Source organism: Streptomyces sp. NPDC088745 (assembly GCF_044751045.1).
Classification (GTDB): domain Bacteria; phylum Actinomycetota; class Actinomycetes; order Streptomycetales; family Streptomycetaceae; genus Streptomyces; species Streptomyces cremeus.
The window spans coordinates 139,079-159,395 of record NZ_JBIVLB010000012.1; the positions used below are offsets into that span (position 1 = coordinate 139,079).

Below are 20,317 nucleotides of genomic sequence, written 5' to 3' on the forward strand. Positions count from 1 at the left end.
TCGCCGGGGTGCTCAGGAGTCATCTCGCGAAGGAGATTTCCGTGACACCGAAGTCCGCAGCCGCGGCAGCACGCGCCACCGTGTACGGCTACCCCCGCCAGGGCGGGAACCGTGAGCTCAAGAGGGCCGTCGAGGGGTACTGGAAGGGACGGGTCACCGCCGACGCCCTCCGGGCGACCGCGGCCGACCTGCGCCGTACGACATGGGAGCAGTTGGCCGGGGCCGGCCTCCACGAGGTGCCGACCGGCGACTTCTCGTACTACGACCACGTCCTGGACACCAGCGTCATGGTCGGCGCCGTCCCGGCACGCCACCGCGCGGCCGTCGACGCCGACCCCCTCGACGGGTACTTCGCGATGGCGCGCGGGAACCAGGACGTGGCCCCCCTGGAAATGACCAAGTGGTTCGACACCAACTACCACTACCTGGTGCCCGAACTGGGTCCGGACACGGTCTTCACCGCCGACTCGTCCCAGCAGGTCGGCACGCTGACGGAGGCCCTCGCGCTCGGCCACACCGCCCGGCCCGTGCTGGTCGGCCCGGTGACGTACCTCCTCCTGGCGAAGCCCGCCCCGGGCGTCGCCGCCGGCTTCGAGCCGCTGACCCTGCTGGACCGGCTGCTGCCCGTGTACGCCGAGGTGCTGGCCGACCTGCGGGCCGCCGGGGCCACCTGGGTGCAGCTCGACGAACCCGCCCTCGTCCAGGACCGCACCCCGGCCGAACTGAACGCCGCCGCCCGCGCCTACCGCGACCTGGGCGCGCTCACCGACCGCCCGCAGCTCCTCGTCGCCTCCTATTTCGACCGGCTCGGCGACGCCCTGCCGGTGCTCGCCAAGGCCCCGGTCGAGGGCCTGGCGCTGGACTTCACCGGTCCCGCCGCCGCCAACCTGGAGGCGCTCGCCGCCGTGGGCGGGCTGCCGGGCAAGCGGCTGGTCGCGGGCGTCGTCGACGGCCGCAACATCTGGATCAACGACTACGAGAAGTCCCTCGCCACCCTCGGCACGCTCCTCGGCCTGGCCGAGTGCGTCGACGTGGCCGCCTCCTGCTCGCTGCTGCACGTCCCTGTCGACGCGGCGGCCGAGCGGGACGTCGACCCGCAGGTGCTGCGCTGGCTCGCCTTCGCACGGCAGAAGACGGCGGAGGTCGTCACCCTGGCGAAGGGCCTCGCCCGGGGCACCGGCAGCATTACCGCCGAACTCGCCCGCAACCGGGCCGACTTGGCCTCCCGGTCCAATTCCCCCATCACCCGCGACCCGGCCGTACGGGCCCGGGTCGCCGCCGTGACGGACGCGGACGGCCGCCGCTCGGCACCGTACGAGCAGCGGTCCTCCGCCCAGCGCGCCGCACTCGGCCTCCCCCTCCTCCCCACCACCACGATCGGCTCCTTCCCGCAGACCGCCGAACTGCGCACCGCACGGGCCGACCTGCGGGCCGGCCGCATCGACGCGGCGGCCTACGAGGAGCGGATCAAGGCCGAGATCCGCGACGTCCTGGCCTTCCAGGAGAAGGCGGGCCTCGACGTCCTGGTGCACGGCGAGCCCGAACGCAACGACATGGTCCAGTACTTCGCCGAACGGCTGACGGGGTACCTGGCCACCCAGCACGGCTGGGTCCAGTCCTACGGCACCCGCTACGTCCGCCCGCCGGTCCTGGCCGGTGACATCTCGCGCCCCGAGCCGATGACGGTGCGCTGGACCTCGTACGCGAACTCCCTCACCGACCGCCCGGTGAAGGGCATGCTGACCGGCCCGGTGACGATGCTCGCCTGGTCGTTCGTACGGGACGACCAGCCGCTCGGCGACACGGCCCGGCAGGTCGCTCTCGCCCTGCGCGACGAGGTCGACGACCTGGAGGCGGCCGGCACTTCGGTCATCCAGGTCGACGAGCCCGCCCTGCGCGAGACGCTGCCGCTGCGCGCCGCCGACCGCGCCGGGTACCTGGCCTGGGCGACGGAGTCCTTCCGGCTCACCACCGGCGGGGTGCGCCCGGAGACCCAGATCCACACGCACATGTGCTACGCCGAGTTCGGTGACATCGTGCAGGCCATCGACGACCTGGACGCGGACGTCATCAGCCTGGAGGCGGCCCGCTCGCACATGCAGGTGGCGCGCGAGCTGGCCGCGCACGGCTATCCGCGCGAGGCCGGTCCCGGCGTCTACGACATCCACTCCCCGCGCATTCCCTCCGCCGAGGAGGCGGCGGCCCTGCTGCGCAAGGGACTTGAGGCGATCCCGCCGCAGCGGCTGTGGGTCAACCCGGACTGCGGCCTGAAGACCCGCGGCTGGCCGGAGACGCGCGCTTCCCTGGAGAACCTGGTGGCGGCGGCCAGGACCGTGCGCGACGAACTGCGTTAGCGGGTCATGCAGTTGGGGGGAGAGGCGGGGTCACTCCGCCTCTCCCCCGTGGGCCGGGAGGCCGGTGGCGCCGCCCGGCGGGCGCGGGTGCACGTCCGCGGCCGGCACGGTCGCGCAGTCCGCCCGGGCGGCGGGGCTCAGCAGAGGCGCGAACCGGGTGAAGAGAGCGCGGAGTTGGGCCCCGTGGCGGGCACGGAAAGCGGCGTCGACGCAGATGATGTCGAGTTCGTTGGCGGCGGTGAGCTCGGCGAAGTCCCGCTTCTCCTGGAGCGCGGGGAGCCGGGAGAGGCCGGTGAAGCGGTCCGTGAAGGGCGAGTTGGGGAGGGCCAGCACGGGGTACACGGCCCGGCGGTCGCAGCTCGCGTAGAAGTGGACGAGGGCTTCGGCCTCGGGGCCGATCGCGGCCCGCAGGCGGTCGCGTTCGCCGAGCGGGAGAAGGGCCGGGGCGAAGCCGTCGGTGCCGTAGGAGGCGTGACAGAGGCCGGCGAGCTGGAGGGCGGGCCGGGCGCCCCAGTCGGCGAGTCGCCGGCGCACCCGGTCGAGATGGGCGAGGAGGGTGCCGCCGGGGTGCGCGAGGGCGTCGGCGCCGAGGTCGCGGAGGAGGCGGGTGGCCTGGTCCACGCGGGTGCCGGGGTGCACCGGGGCGACGGGCTCCACGGGGGTCGTCGGTTCCACGGGCAAGCCCCTCTCCGTACAACGGCGCACGTCCGCGGGCGCGGCGGGCGGTCGGCACCCGGCCGGTCCCGCCCACCGTCTGGAACAGCGCGCGGAGCCTGGCCGGGTTGCCGCCTCGGGCCCTGAGAAGGATCGTCCCGCGCCCCCAACGCCCAGTCAATCCTAGGGTTTTCTTGCCCGTTCCCAAGCGCTAGCTTGGGTTCCCATGACCCTCGACGACCTCCGCGTCTTCGTCGCCGTGTGCCGCAGCGGCAGCCTCAGCGCCGTCGCCCGCGAACTGTCCTGCACGCAGTCCGCGGTGAGCCAGCACGTCAAGCGCCTGGAACGGGAGACGGGCCTCGCCCTCCTCGAACGTCTGCCGCGCGGCGTGGTGCCCACCCCCGCCGGGCAGCTCCTCAGCGGGGCGGCGGCAGGGGGGCTGGGCGACATCGACCTCGCCCTCCGCCGACTGCGCGAGCTGGCCCAGGGCGAGGGCGGTTCGATACGGATCACCACGGGCGCGACGACGGTCCGGCACTTCATGTCGGAGGCGGTGGTCGGCTTCCGCCGTCAATTCCCGCAGGTGAGGCTGGAGTTCAGGACGGCGACGTCCAGCCGCGCCTGCTTCGACGCGCTCCTGGCGGGCGGCCTGGACCTGGCCTGGATCACCCTGGGCGACCCCGTCCGGGGCATCGAGCAGCGCCCGGTCGTCGAACTCCCCTGGGTACTGGCCGTCGCCGCCGACGATCCCCTGGCCGCCACGTCCCGCATCGGGCCGGCGGAATGGGCGGACGTACGACTGATCGCGCTCCCCGAGAACGCGACCTCGCGCTCCCGGCTGGACTCCTGGTTCGCGGCGTCCGGGATCGAGCCGACCTCGGACACCAGTGTCGCCGACTGGGACACGGCGATCCTGCTCGCCGAACTGGGTCTGGGCCACGCCGTGGTCCCCGACCTGCCGGCGTGGCACGGCCCCGCACACCCCGGGCTGCGCCTGATCCCGCTGCCGGAGCTGCCTCCGCTGTGGACCGGCTGGGCGGTGCGCCGCTGGGCGACGCTGCCGCCGACGGCCCGGTCCTTCGCGGCCACGGTCGAGGAGAGCTGCGGGCGGACGTTCCCGGCCGGGGGCGGCCCGGCCCGCCCCTAACCGGCCGCCTCGGGTCCCGCCTGCCCCGCGTGCCCCAGCAGGAACTCGGTCGCCCGCGCGATGGCCTCCGCCGAGGTGGCGTGCACGGCCTCGGACTCCTCCTCGGTGCGGTCCGCGCCGGTGGCCGTGTACCACCAGGCGTCGGCGTCCGGGTCGTGGTGGATGACGGCGCTGCCGCCCGCGTAGGCGAGCGGGACCGACTCGCCCGCGGCGCGCTTCACCACCGCGTGGGGCCACTTCAGCCGCGCCGACTGCCGCTTCAGCCCGCCCCAGGCGGCACCGAGTTGGACGTACGTCGCACCGCTCCGCCCGGCGGCGGTGGCCGCGCTCTCCGCCAGCCGGTCGACGGACCGCTTGGCCTCGTACAGCGACCGCAGCACCGCGAGCTGCACATCGGGCGCGGCCATGAGCACCGGGTCGAAGTCCTTGCCCGCGGCCCGGTAGGCGGCAGCGCGCGTCGAGATGCCCTGCGCGAGCGCGCGGACGGCGTCGAGCACCCTGTCGTCCATGGCCAGCGAGTCGTCGAGCGTGGGCTCGGCCCAGGCGGGCACGACCTGGGCGGTCACGGCAGCCCAGAAGTCGGGGTCGGCCTTGTCGGGGGTGGGAATGCTCGCCATGTCATTCATGCGACAAGCATAACTGTCGAATCCCCTTCCCGACAATTATTTCTGTCATATCTGTCGCGGGGGTCAGGTGGGACCGTCCGGTCGGCCGTGCGAGGACGGGGCCGCCGCTTGACCTTGACACGGTGGCAAGGTCTTCACTGTGGCGCAGGAGGTGGCCCCCATGACCATGGCGGAGCAGGAACAAGAACAAGAACGAGAACGAGAACGAGACACCGTACGGGCGCTGCGGGCGTTGGAGGACGCGCGTGTCCCGGTGCGGTTGCGGGCGACGATGGCGGTCGGGTCCCGCCCCGATCCCGCCTACGTCGGCCCGCTCGTCGTACGGTGCGCGGTCGAGCCCGACTTCCAGGTGCGGGAGATGCTGACCTGGGCGCTGACCCGGCACGCGCCCGACCTGACAGTCCCGGCGCTCGTCGCAGAGCTGCGTTCGGAGACCGCGCAGGCACGCAGCCAGGCGCTGCACACCCTGTCCAAGATCGGGGACCGGCGGGCCCGGCCCGCGATCACCCGCGCCCTGCTGACCGACCCCGACGACGAGGTCGCCCGCAGTGCCTGGCGGGCGGCGGTCGTCCTCGTAGACCCCGGACCACCCGCAGGGCCCGTACGGCAGGACGAGAGGCAGGAACTGGCCGCAGTATTGTCGACCCAGCTCGGGCGCGGTCCGCGGGCGACGCAGTTGAGCCTCAGCCGGGCGATGGTCGCGCTCGGTGAGGTGATCGTCCCGGAGCTGACGGCGGCGGGTACGCACGCCGACCCCGCTGTGCGGGCGCACGCGCTCGCCACCGAGCGGTTGCTGCACGACCCGGACGCCGGGTTCGAGTACGCGATCGAGGAGGCGAAGCGCGTCGTGGCCCTGGGCCCGGACGGACACGAGGGGTGAGGTGCCGGGGTGCTGATCGGTGAGGTGGCGCGGCGGTCCGGGGTGAGCGCGCGCATGCTCCGGCACTACGAGTCGCTGGGGCTGGTGCGGCCGTCGGACCGCAACGGCTCCGGCTACCGCGAGTACGCCCCGGAGGACATCCGGCGGGTGTTCCACATCGAGAGCCTGCGGTCGCTCGGGCTGTCGCTGCGCGACGTCGGGCGCGCGCTCGACGACCCGGGATTCACCCCGTCCGAGCTCGTCGCCGACCTCATCCGGCAGACCCGGGAACGCATCGCCGCCGAGACCGAACTGCTGGACCGGCTGAGCCGGATCGACGCGGCGGGGCCCGCGGGCTGGGAGGACGTCCTGCGGACCACCGCGCTCCTCCAGGGGCTGGGTTCCAAGAGTGCGGGCCGACGGCAGAGCGCGGTCCTGTCCTCCGCCGCCGAGGAGACCCCGGTGGGGGCGCTGGTGGAGGCCGCGCTGAACGAGAGGGAGCCGAACGTCGCCGGGGCGCTGCGGTGGGCGCTGGCGCGTGCGGACGAGAGCCCGTCGGCCCTGCTCGCGCAGGGGCTCGGTTCGTCGGCGGCCGAGGTCCGCAGGCGTGCCGCGCGCACCCTCGCCGCGATTCCGGACGAGGAGGCGACGGGGCTGTTGCGGGACGCGCTGGCCCATCGCGACCAGGTCGTCCGCCGGGTCGCGGCGCTGGCCCTCGGGGCGCGCGGCGCACCGGAGGCGATCCCGGCCCTGCTGGACATGGTCGTCCAGGGCCGCAACGACGTGGACGCGGCGGACGCCTTGAGCGCCCTGGCGAACCGTCCCGCGAGCGGTGCCGGCCCCGAACCCGCGGACGGCCCGCCTTCCTCCCATTACGCCCCTGCCACGCCGGACGCCCCCGCCCGGGCGGCCCGGCCCGGCCGCCCGCCCACGCCGACACCCGGGCGAGCCGTGCCGGGCCGCGCCGGGACCGTCCGGGGCGCTCCGGACGGCGGCAGCCCCGGGTCCGCGGGCCGGTCCGAGGCCGTTTCCCCCCTGGCGGACCGCATCGCCACCGGCCTGGTCCAGCGCATCGCGCGCAGCGCCAAGGACCCGCTCGCGCGGCGACGCCTCACCCAGGCGCTCGCGGACATCCCGGGCCCCGTAGCCGCCCAGGCGCTCACGGACCTGGCCCGGGACGAGGACCCCGGGGTGGCCCTCACCGCGGCGTACCTGCTCGGCAGACACACCAGGGGCTGAGAGGCCGCCGGTACGAGCCCCGGCCGAACGCGCGCGGACCGCGGACCCGGCGCCCACCTCGGCTTCGATGCCTCCCGAGAAGGCCGGGGGCTCCCCCTTTAAGGTTCGTGCATGCGTGCCGACCGTCTCGTCTCCCTGGTCCTGCTGCTGCGCCAGCGCGGCAGGCTGTCGGCGACCGCGCTGGCCCGGGAGCTGGAGGTGTCCACCCGGACCGTGCTGCGCGACATCGAGGCACTGTCCGCCGCGGGCGTCCCGGTGCACTCCGAACGCGGACGGCACGGCGGTTTCGCGCTGCTGCCCGGTTTCCGCACCGAACTGACCGGGCTCACCCACGACGAGGCCCTCGCCCTGCTGGTCGCCGGATCGCGGCGCGGCCCGCAGGCGTTCGGCCTCGGCTCCGCGCTGGCCTCGGCCATGCTCAAGGTGGTCGACGCGCTGCCCGAGAGCCAGCGGGACGCGGCCGCCAGGGTGGCCGAGCGGCTGCTCGTCGACCCCGGGACCGACCTCCTCGCGCGACGGCAGGACGCCGACGACATACCCGGCCCCATCGCGGCGGAGGTCCGCCGCGCGGTCCTCTCCGGCCACCGGCTGCGCATCCGGTACGAGGCCGTGGACCGGCCCCCGGAGTGGCGCACCGTGGACCCGCTCGGGCTGGTCACCGTACGCGAACAGACCTACCTCCTCGCCACCCGCGCCGGGGCCGACCGCACCTACCGGCTCTCCCGCGTCCGCGCCGCCGAGGAACTGGCCGAGCCCGCCGCACGCCCGGAACGGGTCGACCTGGAGCGGGCCTGGCAGGAGCGCGGCAGGCGGTTCCGCACCGGCGGCGACCAGGTCACCGCGCTGGTGCGCGTGGCCCCGGAGCACCGGGAGCCGCTGGTGGCCACGGCCCTCGCCGTACTCACCGAGGAACCGGACGCAGCGGAGCCGGGCGAGCCGGGCACGCACGGGTGGCTGCGCCTGGAGGTGGCCTTCCAGGACGCCCGGCACGCCGAATGGGCCCTGTGGCAACTCGCCCCACACGCCGAGGCCCTGTCCCCGCAGTGGCTGCGCACGACCCTGCACGACCGCGCCACCGCGGTCGGCGCGCACTACCGGGCGCGTTCCTGACCCCGTACGGACGGCTGCGAACGGACGGCTGCGAACGGCCGCCTGCGTACGGGCGTCTGCCCTGCCTACGCCCCGCCGGACCCGGACCCGTAACCCGAGCCGGACCCAGCCCCGGCCCCGGCCGAAGCGAACTCCGCACGCTGCCGGGAAACCGCCAAGTCGGCCTCCAGCAGCGACATGTTGACGGCTGTCCCGGCCCGGTACCCGGCACCGGCCGCGTTGACCACCTGCTCCGCGGCCCCGGTGGCGTTGCCGACCGCCCACACGCCGGGAAAACTGGTCAGGCCGGTCGGGTCGACCTGGGGGAAGGTCCCGGCCGGCGTCTCCTGCGTACGGACGCCCAAAGCGGTCAGCACGCCGTCGCGGGGCACCATCCGGGGCGCCACCACGAACGCCGACGCCTCGTGGACCTCCCCGTCCGCAAGGCGCACCCCGGTGAGCCGGTCGTCCTCCACCACCAGCCCCGCCAGCTTCCCGGCCACCGCGCGGACACCGGCGGCGGCGATCAGCTCCCGCTCCTCGCCAGGAAGTTCCGCCCCGCCCAGGAACAGCGTCACCTCGCTCGACAACTGGCTGAACAACAGGGCCTGGTGTACGCCCGCCTCCGCGCGGTACAGCACGCCGATCCGCCCGTCCCGCACCTCCCAGCCGTGGCAGTACGGGCAGTGCAGCACCTCCCTGCCCCAGCGCTCGGCCACCCCGGGCAGTTCCGGCAGCTCGTCCACCAGCCCGGTGGCGACGACGACCCGGCGCGCGTGCACCCGCCCGCCGCCCGCGAGCACCACGTCGAACTCTCCCCTCCCGTCCGGCACGACCTCCGTCACCGTGTCGCGCAGCACCTCTCCCCCGTATCCGGCGACCTCGGCCCGCACCACGGCCAGGAACTCGCCGGGCGGCATGCCGTCGCGCGAGGGGTAGCCCTGCATGTGCGCGGCGGGCGCGTTGCGGGGCTCGCCCGCGTCGACGACGAGGACCGAGCGCCGGACGCGGCCGAGCACCAGCGCGGCCGCCAGGCCTCCGGCGCCGCCCCCGACCACCACCACGTCGTAGGCGTCGGCCACGCCGTCCGTCCGCCGCTCACTGCTCCTGGTCACGACGACCACCTCATTTTCGTTCGTCCGGCTCCGTGCTCTGGTCCCCGAACATGCACCCGTACTGCGCCAGAGGCAAAGATCCTTGCCATTTCGGCAAACTGCGCGGGGGCGGGCACCTGCCCGCAAAGTTCGCCCGCATCCCGCACGCATGATGTCCGCACCAGGGGGTACTTGCGCGCAGGTGGCATAAGAACCGATTCTGAGGACGGCTTGTGGGACAGGTGAACGCGGGCCGGAACGAGCTTGCCGAGAGGGGTGTCCGGATGCCGGATGATCCGGATGTCGCATCCCTCCCTCTCACCGTCAGCGCGGCGTACGAGGGGGCCCCGGCGGACATCGGGGACGCCCGCGCCTTCGCCCGCGCCTTCCTCCACAAGGTCCAGGCCGACTACGGGCTCCCGGTCTCCGCGCGGACGCTGGAAGTGGTCCCGCTGGTGGTGAGCGAACTGATCACCAACGCCTGCAAGTACGCCCCCGGGCCCCAGCTCCTCGAACTGTCCACCGACGGAGCGGGCGTCCAGGTGTCCCTCTGGGACAGCAGCCCCGCCCTCCCGGTCCCCCGGGCCGCCGACGCCGACCGCATAGGCCAGCACGGCCTGGAAATCGTCATGGCCCTCTGCCAGGGGTACGAGGTCCACCAGCAGCCCCTCGGCAAACGCACCCGCGTCCACCTCCCCCTCGCCGACGCCCCCGCCTCCGCCCGCGACCTGGCGACGTGACGCCGCGCGCCGCGAACGGTCGCAGGAGCGCCCGACCGGCACGACACCGGTCAGACGCTCCTGCGCGCCCTGCGCCGCACCTGCGGCTTCGCCGCGCCTACGGCTTGTAGACGGCGGCGCTGCCGTACAGCTCCTTGGTGAAGGCGGAGACATCCGCACTGCGGTCGGAACCGTCCAGGTTGTACGTCAGGTAGACGCCGTACCCCTGGCTGACGGTGCGGCGGGCGAGGGACGCGACAGTGCTCTGCGGGGTCCCGCCGATCTCGACGGCCGCGGGCGACAGTTTCGACTTGGGCAGGGCGATGGCGGGGACCTGCCAGGTGCCGTAGTACGGGTTCCAGGCGTAGTCGAACTTGGACGTCACGTCGACGCCGCCGTAGGAGAGGCGGGATGCGGCCGGGCCGATGTTGTAGAGGCTGATGATCTTGCCCGGCAGGGCGCCGCGCAGCGCCGTCACCAGGTGCACGAACGAGCTCGCATTGGGCTGGCCGGTGCCGTTCTTGCCGTACTCGGCGTACTCGTCGTCGAAGTCGATGCCGTCCAGCCCGTACTTGGTCACCGCGTCCGACAACTGCTTGGCGAAGGCCGAAGCCGACGACCGGGAGGGGAAGTTGGCGAACCCGGCGCCCTGGTGGTTGCCGAGTACGGACAGCACGACCTTGATGCCCTTCTGCTGCAAGGGCCGTATCTGGGTGACAGCGTTGTCAAGAACTCGCTGCACGTTCTCGTTGAAGTACAGGTACGCCGACTTCTTGCTCGTGTCGTAGTTGATGTTCGCCGCGAAGATGACGGCGACGTCGAAGGCGTTGCCGCCGCCGTTGGCGAGCGTGTACTTGCCGACGTTGAGCATGCTGTTGCTGTTCACCTCGACGTACGCCACCGAGGTCGGCCCCTGCTTCTTGAGGGCGGGACCGGGGCCGGGCGCGGCGGGCGCTGCCGCTGCGGTCGCCCCGGTCGCGGCGGTGGAACCGAGGGCGAGGACCGACACCGCCGCGAGTGCGAACGCGGTGGCGCGCGCCCTGCTCCGTACCAGACTGAACATCATCGAACGGTCTCCTGTCGCTTGTTTCGGCGCCCGGCCAGTCCAAGCACCGGATGAATCCTCCAGCACAACTGGCCCATTGCGCACGGGTGTTGCAGCACATCAGTCGTCACACATCGAGGAGCCCCAGGCCGGGGCGGCAAGGAGGCCGCCCGGATTCCTCTCCGAGGAGGGCTCGCCACCCCGCAGCCGCCACGGTTTCCCGGCGCGGGGGCTGTTGTCCCGGCGGCACCACGGGCGCCCACGCCGTGGAGCGTGACGGCGCTGGACGTCAACACGCCGGGGCTCGACGGCGTGACCGGCGCTACGCGACTGCACGGCCAACTGCCCTCGCGCAGAACCCTGTTGGTGATGGCCCTGGACCAGCCGGGCCTGGTTACGCAGGGCGCTGGATGCCGGTGTCGCGGGTTCCCTGCTCAGGTCGGCCACCGCCGAACAGTTCCTCGACGCCGCCCGCGCCGTCGCCTCGGGGGTCGTGCCGTCGATCCGGTCCCGTGGAAGGCGGCTCAGGAGTCACTCGTCTGTCCGCTGGCCAAACGGGAGCTGGAAGCACCGCGCTGCGCCAGGACCGGGGCGAGCACGGCGGAGATCACGGCTGAGCCGTTTCTGGGGATGGGCACCGTACGCAATCCGCTGTCGCCCGTGAAAGCGAAGCTCCGGGCGCGGACCCTGCTGGACGCCGTACGCATCGCCGAGCGCAACGGCTGGACCCGAGCGGCCGGCGAACCCGCGGGACCCGACCGGCGGAGCGGGCCCCGGGGACGGCCGGGCGTGCGGCGGGGGCGTCTATGACCTGCGGTGACACGCCGCAGTGGACGCTGGATGAAGATAAGCAGGGGGGCGGTCCCGCACTCCGACCCGACATATGACGACGAGGCCCGATGTGAGCAATTATTACGTGAGGCTCTCCCTCTTGGCCCTTCTGTCGTGCGGCGCAGGGATCCTCCTGCTTTTCGCGCTCCTGAAGGCCGGAATCATCACGAATACGTTCTCGTACAAGGGCGCGGTGATCTTTGCCGTCACCGTCCTCGGCACCACGCTCGCCAGTAGCGGAATGCGCAAGGACTGAGATCCTGTCGGTGCCGATCTCACGGCACCCGCTCCCGGGACGGGGACTCGTAATGCAAGGCGTTCTGCGGTGATTCCGCTCAGGTCGCCCCTCGGAACGTATTGCGGTACGCGCGCGGCGACACCCCGAGCTCCTCCCGGAAGTGCTGACGCATCGCCGTCCCCGTACCGAAGCCGGCTTCCGACGCGATGTGGTCCACCGGCTCGTCGGTCCGTTCCAGAAGTCGTCGCGCGTGCTGCAACCGCTGCTCGGTGATCCAGCGCATCGGCGTCACCCCCGTCTCCAGCAGGAAGCGCCTGCTCAATGTCCGCACGCTCATCGCCGCCTCCCGGGCCAGGTCCTCCAACGTCAGCGGCTCACCCAGGTGACCGAGAGCGTAGGCGCGGGCCGCGGCCGTGGGCGAAGCTCTCCCAGTACAGGCGTGCCGACGACGTGGCCGACGCGGTGAACCAGTGGACGGAGATCCCGTCGGGGATCGCCTACCGGGACGGCGCGACCTCGGGGTGGCCGTCGTTGGCCGTCCAGGCCCGGAACTTCTCGGCGATCCAAGCGGCCTGCCCCGCCGGGGAGTCGGTCAGGCCGTAACCGAGCGTCTGCGGCCGGGTCGCCTGGATCGCCGAGTACCCGCGGCCGGTGCGCCGCACCTCCTGCCCGGCCTCCGCATTCGCCGGCTCCGCGGGCGCCCAGGGGCCCTGGGGACGACCCCGCCGGCCGAGACCCCTGAGCTGCCACTGGCCCGTGGGGTGCGGGCCGGGGACGGCGCGTGCCTGTGACGCAGTGAGCACAGTCCCGGGCGGGGTGTGCTGCTGGCGGGGTCCGAGCCGCCGTCGGCCCTGGAGATGTGGGACTGGACAATGCGCGAGGGAGACCCGGCGGTCTTTGCCCCTGACCGTACGCACACTTACCGGCACTCCGGTGAGGGCGAGCTGCGCTTCGTCAAGGAGAAGAAGCCGCCGTGAAACCCGTACAGAAGATTCTCCCCGTCAGTGCCGGCACCGACGGCGACGTGTCCTCGATTGCCAACGACGGCACGTTCCCGGCCCTGGGCGTGGTCCCGCTCGCCACAGTCCTGCTGCGCGACCACCCGTATCCGGAGGTCATCTCCCTTGACGGCCAGACCGCCTCCGTGCCGGAAGTCGAGGAGTTGGTCCGGAACGTCGAACCGGACGTCCTGGGAGTGAGCGCCCTGGGGACCTCGTAACCCCCGGGGCCGGTGTGCTCATCGTGCTGCACATCGGCACCGGCAGCGGGCACCGTCCGGCCGCCCGCTTCCTGCTGGGCCACCTGGCCGACCTCATGTGGGCCCTTCTCGCCCTGATCGCCCTGCGGGCCGACGCCAGCCACTGGACGCACAGTGGGAGTTCGGTCCGGCGGATTCGCGCTTTCCCGCTCATGTTCGGTTCAGGTGCGGGCATCTGACAGTTCAGAGACCGCGGTGCCCCACTCCCGAGGAGGGTGTCATGCACGAGGAAATCCTTCAGTCCTTCCCCGCCGGCTCACCTCAGGCGGCCCGCCGCGCGGACGACTACGCCAACGCGCGCCAGCACGAGGGCATCGAGACCACCGTGGTCATGGACCTGGAGACCGACGCCTTCCTCGTCCTCGCCGACCACATCTGAGGAACGGTTCCGGCCTCGAAGACCCGCGTCACGGGGCCCGACCCGCATCCGGCCCGCAGCGGCCGACATGTGCAGTGGGCGCACATGAGCAGGTCCCACGGGAAGAGACGGCCGACGCCGTGCGGTAAGGGGCTCGTCTGTTCCTCGTATCGCTTTCCGCAAGGTCACGGAAGTACGCGAGCTGGTGCACGATCGACGAGCCAGAGTGTCCGACCACGCCCAGTTCCCCGGCAGGATTTTACGATCACTGGGCAGGAGTTCCACAGCTCCACTCCGGCCGTGACCAGTGACCGAGCCGCTTCTGCCGCCCTGGCCCGAGCGGTCGCCGGGGCCACGCCGGTACCGGACCGGCTGTGCCCGCAGGGCATCCTGTACGTGCGGCACAACGACATCACCCGGCAACTTCTGCCTCTGGAGCTCGGGTTCGGCTCGGGGCAGACGTGCTGGCGGCGGCTGGACCGGTGGCAGAAGGCCGGGGTCTTCGACCACCTGCATCGGATCCCGCTCGCCGGGCTGGACGCGGCCGGCGGACTGGACTGGTCGAGGGCATGCGTGGACGGCTCTCACATCCGCGCGAAAAAGGGGGAGCCGACACCGGCCCGTCGCCGGACGCCCCGGCCGGCCCCGCAGGCGTCCCGAAGCGCTGCTCGGCGACAAGGGCTACGACTCCGACCCCAACCGCTCCGGCCCCAACAGCCGTGCACTGCGCAAGCGCCGGATCCTGCCGGTGGTCTCCCGCAGGGGTGCCCCGAACATCGAGGGTCCGGGCAAGCTCCGCCATGTGGGAGCAGACCTTTGCCCTGCTCCCCCAGTTCAGACACCTCGCTGTCCGCTGGGAACGTCGCACCGAACTCCACGACGCCTTCGTCTCCCTCGCCTGCAGTCTCATCTGCTGGAGACGTCCCGAGAAGCACAACTCATGAGCGTGTTACGAGTTCCACGTACCGGGTATCGGTCCGCGTCCCGGACTTCATGTCTCCGATCTCCGGTGACGACGTTGGGCGGCCGGCCACGGCGATGTCATCGGACCGTCCAGCCCGTACTCCACCGCCCAGCGCAGGGCGTCGTTGTACTGGCTGTCGCTTTCCAGAGAAATTCCTTGCCGGCTGCCGCCTCTTGGCCGAGGCCGCCCGCCTGCGGTACGGCTTCACCGGGACCGGGGGGATGTACGACCACGGGCGGGTGCTGCGCCTGACCTGGCAGCAGGCGCAGCACCCGACGTACGACCGGCCGCCGATCAGCCCCTGGTGCCGTTCCGCGACGCCACGGACGAGGGATGCCGGAGTGCCGGTGGGAGGGTTCAGCCGTAGGTGTAGTAGGGGGTGTGGTCCAGCATGCTCTGCGGCGTCGTGTCGGTCCAGGGCGGCATGGCGTCGTTCAGGTCGATCACGTCCGCCGTCCCCCCGGCCGGGAGGTACTTGTCACTGCTCGGATGCAGCGCCTGCCAGTCGGCCCAGAGTTTGTCGACGAAGGCGTGGTGCAGCCAGAACGCCGGGTCGTTCGGGGAGACGCTCGACTCCATCTGGCCCCAGATCCAGGTGTGCACCCGGTTGTGCATGCTCATGTATCCCGCCGAGCCTTCGAGCGCGGAGCGGAAGCCCGCGGAGCCGTCGCGCCAGGGCGCGGAGTCGTAGGTGGGCAGGGCGAGGGCGGCGTCGACCTCGGCCCGGGTCGGGAGTGTGGGGATGCGGTAGCCCAGGTTGCGGGCCAGGAAGGGGCGGCTGTCGACCTGTATCGTGATCGGCCACTTGCCCGCGGAGTACGCGAAGGGGCCGTCCATCACCTGGTCGTCCAGGGCGCGTCCGGTACCGCCGAGCAGGTCCGGTGCCCAGACCGAGGAGGCCACGGTGTTGTCCGCGGTCCAGTCCCAGTACGGGATCGCCACCGACGGGTCGACCTTCTGGAGTTCGTTCTCGAAGTCGATGAGGAACTTGCGGTGCCAGGGCAGGAACGACGGGCCGAAGTGGCCCACGTAGACACCGGTGTTCATGTCCAGCGCGAAGCGGAGGCGGTGAGCGGCGACGAACTCGTCGTACACCCCGCGGCGCTTGACCTCCAGCACGGCGTCGACGAACGCCTTCTTCTCGGATGCGGTGAGGTCGGCCTGGTTCTTGCGTACGGTCATGACGGGGCTCCCGGCTCAGACGGTGGGGTCGAAGGGGACGACGGAGGCGCCCTTGAGGGAGACGACCGCGGTGCGTGCGGCGTCGAGCGGGGTCCTGAACCGTTCGTAGTGGTTGATCGCGCTGCTCCAGCCGCTCTTCTCGTGATGCATCACGTGGAGTTCCCGGCCGTCGACGAGGACCCGGTAGGCGCTGTGGCTGCCGTGACCGGCGCTGTGGGCGCCGGCCCCGCCGACCGGCTGGCCCTGGATGCGGCGGCCCTGGAAGACCTCGTCGAACGAGGTGGGATCACCGCTCCCGCCCGGCGCGGCAGCCTCGCCGTCGTTCTTGGTCACGGCGCCGGCCGCCCAACTGGTGGCCGCGCAGACGAGCGTCACACCTGTGGCAGCCCCCGCGGCGGCTTTCACGGCCTGGCGGCGAGTGATTCCGGACATGACAGATAACCCCCAGGAATACGACTGTGGTGGCCCTGGACTCGGCGGACCACTTTGGCCATGCCTACACGCGGAGTGATCATCCGCGGTAGGCGCACCCGTCCGATCGGCCGTCATGCGGACACTTCGCAACGGGCCGGGCGGCGACCGGAGCTTCCCATCTCACTGTCGGCAAGCGTCCCCACTGCTCGGTAAAGGAGATTCCTTCGTGGATGTGACCTTCTCGTGAAGATCTTTCGGGGCTCCGCGCTCCCGGTCCTGCGCGCACGGGGCGGAAACCTGTCCGAAAACAGGAGGCTGTCCACCTCGTCGTCCACCGTGCCGTCCGCTCAGGTCATGGCACGGAGCCACTGGTCACCGGCTGCTCCACCGCCGCCTGCACACGGATGCCTTGCGGGGCCGCCCCAGCCCGCACATCCCTCCGCCTCACGTCTGATGCCGTCGACGCGGCCACGGTCCACACGCTCGCCGGCTGCGAATGGACCGAGAGGAGTCAACCGCTCTGCCCGGTCGGCGACTGCGGGACCGGCAAGTCCCCCATGCTGACAACGCTCGGCGCCACCGAGGCCGCGACGGCCGGCTGCCGGGTCATGTGCGTGTCGGCCGCGAAGCTGGTCAACGAGCTCGTCGAGGTCGCCGACGAGAACCAGCTCTCCAAGACGATCGCCCGCTACGGCCGCGTCGGCCTCTTCCGCATCGACGAACCCGGTTCCGTGGAACTGGACCGCCGCGGCCCCGCGTCCACCCCGGCCGTGTGCGGGCCGACAAGGCCTGCGCTTCTCGCGGAACCGGGCCTGCCTGCGCCCGACGCGGGACCCATCGCACCGCCCCCGGCAAGGCCGACCAAGCGCGCGACCGTCAGAAGCGCGGTTCCCGCGGCGGCCGGTCGCCGGCCAGTCGGCCCGGCCGGGATGGGGCCGGAGCGACCTCGCGTCCGGTGCGCAGTGCGGCGAGAAGGCTGTGCGGTTCGTGGCTGGTCTCGCCGCCGAAGCGTCCCTGCTGCCGGTGGGCGATTCGGTGGCGGCCCGGGGTGTCGCACTGGCCGCCGGCGCGGCAGGCCCGTCGAGCAGCGTCCCGTTCCTGGATGCGGCCCTGGCAGGCGGTGCGGAGCCCGTCGAGGAAGGCGAGGAAGGGGGGACGTCGCGGGCGGCGGTCCGGACGCGGTACGAACCGTCCGTCGCCGGAGGCGGCACCGTGTTCCGGCCATCGTGCAGGGCCCCTTCGTGTCGCCGCTCGACCGCTCTTGGCGGATTCCGTGCAGCGGGCGCCGGCGTTCGCCCGCCCGGGGGCCGCAGTGGGGAGCGCCCCGCCGGGTAGGCCCGTGACATGTGCGCTCCGCGGCAAGGGGCCGGGGCCGATTCACGCCGGAGGCCCGAGGTCCGGTTGGTGTCCGCCGCAACGGCACAAGAGCGCCATTTCCGTCCTGGCTCCCTTGTCCGGAAGAGAGGGGAGGGGCACCGGAGTACGGCGGTTAGGCTCCCGTTTGTTCCGGAGCGTCCCACTCTCATCGGCGCGGCTCACCACCGCGCCCGATGTGTCGTTCCCTCAGGCGGGAGAAGAAGTCATGACCGACATCAGTACGTCCCGGTTGCACCGAGAGGCCCTGGAGCTCGCGCTGTGGGAGACGTCGTCCCCCCAGCCGGACGCCGCTTCCGCGTCCCTGCTCTCGCAGTTCGACTCCGGGAGCGACGACCAGGGGGTGGGCAACAACGTGGTGGGAGACGGCAGCAGGCTGCCCGACCTGGGGCCGCTGTCGGACTTCGGCTCGTGGGAGTCCGTCGCCGCCACGATCGTGCACAAGGCCGAGAGCGTCAGCGGGTTCGACCCGGGCGGCACGAACTTCGACCTGAAGGCGTGGAACGCCTTCCTCACGAAGTTCGCCACGATTCCGTTGTGCACGCAGTACACGTACGACTACCGCGAGGCGAACATCTCCTCGCTCTCCCTCAAGAACGCGATCGACGCGGTGGACGACCTGGTCAAGAGCTTCATGTCGCCCGAGAACTACCTGGGCATCGTGGAGTCCATCAAGAAGGTCGGCCAGTTGGCGCTGTCGACCCAGAAGCAGACGCAGAAGAACAGCAACCAGCAGATCGGGTGCCTGTCGGTCCACGCCGGCAAGCTCTACCTCGGAGCCATCCGGACCACGGTGTCGATGGAGCACAAGAAGGGCAAGGGGTACGAGCAGTTGGCCCAGACCCTCCAGGTCTACCGCGGCTACGGCGTGCTCGACTTCGACAAGTGCAAGCGCTCCGCCGACAAGCTGCTCGCTTGGGACGGCAAGGACGTCGACGAATGGGCGAACGAGACGGCCAGCGCCTCCCAGAAGCCCAACGACAGCCCCGCCTGGGACAACTGAGACGGTCAGGGCCCTTCTTCGATCCGCCGGCCTCCCGGCGCGAGCCCTTCGGGTGGACGGCCCGTCCACTCGGGGGAGTTCGCGCCCCGGGAGCCACTCACCCCAGGCAGGTTCCGTGGTCGCCAGTGACGTGCTGCCCCCCGAGGGAACGACGCCCTCGACCTTCGCCCAGGTCATCGCCGAGAACCTCCGCCACTCGGACGGTGGCTGCACCTTCGTCCACCAGCACGGGGGCGAGCACTTCGTCAGCTGGGCGGAGCTGTCGCGGGAGGCTCTGCGCCGGGGACGCCGGCTGCTCCACAGCGGACTGCGCAAGGGAGAACGCATCGCGCTCATCGTCCCCGACGAGCAGGAGTTCGTCGTCACCTTCCTGGGCGCGGTCTCGGTGGGCATCGTTCCGGTCCCCATGTACCCGCCCACGGGCTTCAACGAGTTCGAGGCGTACCGCGAGGACGCCGCCCACGTCCTCCGCGCGGCAGGGGCCCGGACGCTCCTGGTGCCCCGCAGCCTGGCGGGCCTGCCGGCTCCGCTCCTCCGAACTGTCGAGGGCATGCGGGCCATCGTCACGGAGGAGCTCTTCGCCGGGTCCCTGGCGGGCAGTGCGCCCGAGCCCGAGGTGATCCGCCCGCAGGACGTGATGTTCCTGCAGTTCACCTCGGGGAGCACCGCGGCCCCCAAGGGGGTGCGGGTCACGCACGCCAACGTGCTCGCCAACTGCGCGGCCATCATCAGCGCCCTTCGCCTCGACGGCGGCCGGGACCGGGGCGTGAGCTGGTTGCCCCTGCACCACGACATGGGGTTGGTCGGGTGCGTGCTGGCGCCGCTCATCGCGCGCTGCCCGGTGACCTTCCTGCCGACGCTGCGCTTCGCGTTCTCCCCGGGGCTGTGGCTGGAAACGGTGAGCCGCCACCGCGCAACGGTGACCTTCGCACCCAACTTCGGCCTGGCGCTGGCCGTCAAGCACACCTCCGCGGAGGAGTTCCAGCGGCTGGACCTGTCCTGCCTGAGGGTCGTGGGTTGCGGGGCCGAACCCAACCACCCCCAGACGTTGCGCTCCTTCGCGGCGCACTTCGCGGCGGCGGGGCTGCGGCCGGGGACCGTGGTGCCGTGTTACGGCATGGCGGAGGCGACGCTCGCGATCTCCTTCAGCGACATCGGAGTTCCCTTCGCCCCGGACGTCATCCAGAAGGAGCCCTACCACGCGAACGGCCTCGCGCGGCCGTCCTCGGCGGCGGAGGACCCCCGGTCACAGACGGCGTTCGTGCCCTGTGGGCGCGCCATCGCGGGCCACCGCGTCCTCGTCGTGGACGAAGAGGGGAATCCGCTCCCCGAGCGGCACGTCGGCGAGGTGGTCTTCCAGGGGCCCAGCGTGGCTGCCGGCTACCACGGTGACGCGGAGGCGACCCGGCGGAGCTTCACGGCTCACGGGCTGCGCACCGGGGACTGCGGGTACCTGGCGGGAGGAGTCCTCTACGTGACGAGCCGCAAGAAGGACCTGCTGATCATCAACGGGCGCAACCACGACCCCCAGGAGGTGGAATGGGCCGCGGCGGAGGTGCCCGGTCTGCGCAAGGGCAACGTGGTGGCCTTCACCCGGCCGGGCCGGGTCACCGAGGAGGTGGTGATCGTCGCCGAACTCCGCGAGGGGGACGCCGCCACCGTGGCCCGGCAGGTCCGCGTCCGCATCCAGACGAAGCTGTCCCTGTCCGTGGCGGAGATCCTCCTGCTGGCACCCGGGGAGCTGCCCAAGACCTCCAGCGGCAAGGTGAAGCGGAGCAGGACGCGGCAGCAGTACCTCGACGGAGCTCTCCACGCCGGGGCGCTCCGCGCGAGTTGAACACCATCCGCACACCTTCCCCGAGGAGCAGC

General features: G+C 72.1%; 21 protein-coding genes and 1 pseudogene. 14 read left to right on the forward strand and 8 right to left on the reverse strand.

Annotated features, from left to right (window positions below; all coding sequences use genetic code 11):
* The first annotated feature begins 41 nt into the window (after positions 1-41).
* Positions 42-2,354 (forward strand): 5-methyltetrahydropteroyltriglutamate--homocysteine S-methyltransferase, encoded by a 2,313-nt coding sequence (metE, locus tag ACIP93_RS27630; RefSeq protein WP_401762690.1) that lies wholly within the window; start codon positions 42-44, stop codon positions 2,352-2,354.
* Between the two features lie 30 nt (positions 2,355-2,384).
* Here metE and ACIP93_RS27635 read toward each other — a convergent pair whose 3' ends face one another.
* Entirely contained in the window at positions 2,385-3,029 is a 645-nt protein-coding gene (locus ACIP93_RS27635) for a DUF6817 domain-containing protein (RefSeq protein ID WP_401762693.1), read from the reverse strand.
* 205 nt (positions 3,030-3,234) lie between these two features.
* Between ACIP93_RS27635 and ACIP93_RS27640 the strand changes: the two genes are divergently transcribed.
* Positions 3,235-4,155 (forward strand): LysR family transcriptional regulator, encoded by a 921-nt coding sequence (locus tag ACIP93_RS27640; RefSeq protein WP_401762696.1) that lies wholly within the window; start codon positions 3,235-3,237, stop codon positions 4,153-4,155.
* Here the strand turns inward: ACIP93_RS27640 and ACIP93_RS27645 are convergent.
* Entirely contained in the window at positions 4,152-4,781 is a 630-nt protein-coding gene (locus tag ACIP93_RS27645) for a hypothetical protein (protein ID WP_401762699.1), read from the reverse strand. The genes ACIP93_RS27640 and ACIP93_RS27645 overlap by 4 nt on opposite strands.
* A gap of 160 nt (positions 4,782-4,941) precedes the next feature.
* On the opposite strand from ACIP93_RS27645, the gene ACIP93_RS27650 reads away from it, so the two are divergent.
* The 3 genes from ACIP93_RS27650 to ACIP93_RS27660 all read left to right on the forward strand — a co-directional run bounded on the left by ACIP93_RS27650 (position 4,942) and on the right by ACIP93_RS27660 (position 7,989).
* Complete coding sequence (locus ACIP93_RS27650) at positions 4,942-5,661, forward strand: HEAT repeat domain-containing protein (protein ID WP_401762702.1); 720 nt, start codon at positions 4,942-4,944, stop codon at positions 5,659-5,661.
* Positions 5,662-5,670: 9 nt separating this feature from the next.
* Complete coding sequence (locus ACIP93_RS27655) at positions 5,671-6,879, forward strand: HEAT repeat domain-containing protein (RefSeq protein ID WP_401762705.1); 1,209 nt, start codon at positions 5,671-5,673, stop codon at positions 6,877-6,879.
* A gap of 111 nt (positions 6,880-6,990) precedes the next feature.
* Positions 6,991-7,989, forward strand: a complete 999-nt coding sequence (locus tag ACIP93_RS27660; RefSeq protein ID WP_401762707.1) for a helix-turn-helix transcriptional regulator — start codon at positions 6,991-6,993, stop codon at positions 7,987-7,989.
* Between the two features lie 65 nt (positions 7,990-8,054).
* Here the strand turns inward: ACIP93_RS27660 and ACIP93_RS27665 are convergent, their stop codons facing one another.
* The gene (locus ACIP93_RS27665) at positions 8,055-9,092 is read right to left on the reverse strand and encodes an NAD(P)/FAD-dependent oxidoreductase (protein ID WP_401762710.1); all 1,038 of its coding nucleotides are present in this window, start codon (positions 9,090-9,092) and stop codon (positions 8,055-8,057) included.
* A 254-nt stretch (positions 9,093-9,346) separates the two neighbouring features.
* Between ACIP93_RS27665 and ACIP93_RS27670 the strand changes: the two genes are divergently transcribed.
* Positions 9,347-9,802, forward strand: coding sequence for an ATP-binding protein (locus tag ACIP93_RS27670; protein ID WP_401762713.1), 456 nt, complete (start codon positions 9,347-9,349; stop codon positions 9,800-9,802).
* Between the two features lie 97 nt (positions 9,803-9,899).
* On the opposite strand, the gene ACIP93_RS27675 is transcribed toward ACIP93_RS27670, so the two are convergent.
* Entirely contained in the window at positions 9,900-10,844 is a 945-nt protein-coding gene (locus ACIP93_RS27675; protein ID WP_401762992.1) for an endo-beta-N-acetylglucosaminidase H, read from the reverse strand.
* Positions 10,845-11,727: 883 nt separating this feature from the next.
* On the opposite strand from ACIP93_RS27675, the gene ACIP93_RS27680 reads away from it, so the two are divergent.
* Complete coding sequence (locus ACIP93_RS27680; RefSeq protein ID WP_401762716.1) at positions 11,728-11,913, forward strand: hypothetical protein; 186 nt, start codon at positions 11,728-11,730, stop codon at positions 11,911-11,913.
* 79 nt (positions 11,914-11,992) lie between these two features.
* Here the strand turns inward: ACIP93_RS27680 and ACIP93_RS27685 are convergent, their stop codons facing one another.
* On the reverse strand, positions 11,993-12,277 hold the full coding sequence (locus ACIP93_RS27685) for a helix-turn-helix domain-containing protein (protein ID WP_401762995.1): 285 nt from the start codon (positions 12,275-12,277) through the stop codon (positions 11,993-11,995).
* A 115-nt stretch (positions 12,278-12,392) separates the two neighbouring features.
* Positions 12,393-12,557, reverse strand: a complete 165-nt coding sequence (locus tag ACIP93_RS27690; RefSeq protein WP_401762719.1) for a hypothetical protein — start codon at positions 12,555-12,557, stop codon at positions 12,393-12,395.
* A gap of 311 nt (positions 12,558-12,868) precedes the next feature.
* Between ACIP93_RS27690 and ACIP93_RS27695 the strand changes: the two genes are divergently transcribed.
* The 4 genes and pseudogenes from ACIP93_RS27695 to ACIP93_RS27710 all read left to right on the forward strand — a co-directional run bounded on the left by ACIP93_RS27695 (position 12,869) and on the right by ACIP93_RS27710 (position 14,455).
* Entirely contained in the window at positions 12,869-13,114 is a 246-nt protein-coding gene (locus ACIP93_RS27695; protein ID WP_401762721.1) for a hypothetical protein, read from the forward strand.
* Positions 13,115-13,128: 14 nt separating this feature from the next.
* On the forward strand, positions 13,129-13,332 hold the full coding sequence (locus tag ACIP93_RS27700; protein WP_401762724.1) for a hypothetical protein: 204 nt from the start codon (positions 13,129-13,131) through the stop codon (positions 13,330-13,332).
* Positions 13,333-13,373: 41 nt separating this feature from the next.
* Positions 13,374-13,532: a hypothetical protein gene (locus ACIP93_RS27705; protein ID WP_345219308.1), complete on the forward strand. Its 159-nt coding sequence runs from the start codon at positions 13,374-13,376 to the stop codon at positions 13,530-13,532.
* A gap of 286 nt (positions 13,533-13,818) precedes the next feature.
* A pseudogene (locus ACIP93_RS27710) lies at positions 13,819-14,455 on the forward strand (transposase).
* Between the two features lie 377 nt (positions 14,456-14,832).
* Here ACIP93_RS27710 and ACIP93_RS27715 read toward each other — a convergent pair.
* Positions 14,833-15,657 (reverse strand): tyrosinase family protein, encoded by an 825-nt coding sequence (locus ACIP93_RS27715; RefSeq protein ID WP_345219307.1) that lies wholly within the window; start codon positions 15,655-15,657, stop codon positions 14,833-14,835.
* Between the two features lie 15 nt (positions 15,658-15,672).
* Complete coding sequence (locus ACIP93_RS27720; RefSeq protein WP_345219306.1) at positions 15,673-16,089, reverse strand: tyrosinase cofactor; 417 nt, start codon at positions 16,087-16,089, stop codon at positions 15,673-15,675.
* A 386-nt stretch (positions 16,090-16,475) separates the two neighbouring features.
* On the opposite strand from ACIP93_RS27720, the gene ACIP93_RS27725 reads away from it, so the two are divergent.
* The 3 genes from ACIP93_RS27725 (at position 16,476) to ACIP93_RS27735 (ending at position 20,285) form a co-directional block, all read left to right on the forward strand.
* Positions 16,476-17,414, forward strand: a complete 939-nt coding sequence (locus ACIP93_RS27725; protein WP_401762728.1) for an ATP-binding protein — start codon at positions 16,476-16,478, stop codon at positions 17,412-17,414.
* 239 nt (positions 17,415-17,653) lie between these two features.
* The gene (locus ACIP93_RS27730; protein WP_401762730.1) at positions 17,654-18,448 is read left to right on the forward strand and encodes a hypothetical protein; all 795 of its coding nucleotides are present in this window, start codon (positions 17,654-17,656) and stop codon (positions 18,446-18,448) included.
* Between the two features lie 115 nt (positions 18,449-18,563).
* Positions 18,564-20,285: a fatty acyl-AMP ligase gene (locus tag ACIP93_RS27735; protein WP_401762733.1), complete on the forward strand. Its 1,722-nt coding sequence runs from the start codon at positions 18,564-18,566 to the stop codon at positions 20,283-20,285.
* Positions 20,286-20,317 lie beyond the last annotated feature (32 nt).

Coding starts and splice junctions, on each gene's coding strand:
- ACIP93_RS27640 (WP_401762696.1), top strand. CDS start 3,235: ATGACCCTCGACGACCTCCGCGTCTTCGTCGCCGTGTGCCGCAGCGGC.
- ACIP93_RS27645 (WP_401762699.1), bottom strand. CDS start 4,781: ATGAATGACATGGCGAGCATTCCCACCCCCGACAAGGCCGACCCCGAC.
- ACIP93_RS27650 (WP_401762702.1), top strand. CDS start 4,942: ATGACCATGGCGGAGCAGGAACAAGAACAAGAACGAGAACGAGAACGA.
- ACIP93_RS27660 (WP_401762707.1), top strand. CDS start 6,991: ATGCGTGCCGACCGTCTCGTCTCCCTGGTCCTGCTGCTGCGCCAGCGC.
- ACIP93_RS27670 (WP_401762713.1), top strand. CDS start 9,347: ATGCCGGATGATCCGGATGTCGCATCCCTCCCTCTCACCGTCAGCGCG.
- ACIP93_RS27675 (WP_401762992.1), bottom strand. CDS start 10,844: ATGTTCAGTCTGGTACGGAGCAGGGCGCGCGCCACCGCGTTCGCACTC.
- ACIP93_RS27705 (WP_345219308.1), top strand. CDS start 13,374: ATGCACGAGGAAATCCTTCAGTCCTTCCCCGCCGGCTCACCTCAGGCG.
- ACIP93_RS27715 (WP_345219307.1), bottom strand. CDS start 15,657: ATGACCGTACGCAAGAACCAGGCCGACCTCACCGCATCCGAGAAGAAG.
- ACIP93_RS27720 (WP_345219306.1), bottom strand. CDS start 16,089: ATGTCCGGAATCACTCGCCGCCAGGCCGTGAAAGCCGCCGCGGGGGCT.
- ACIP93_RS27725 (WP_401762728.1), top strand. CDS start 16,476: ATGCCTTGCGGGGCCGCCCCAGCCCGCACATCCCTCCGCCTCACGTCT.
- ACIP93_RS27730 (WP_401762730.1), top strand. CDS start 17,654: ATGACCGACATCAGTACGTCCCGGTTGCACCGAGAGGCCCTGGAGCTC.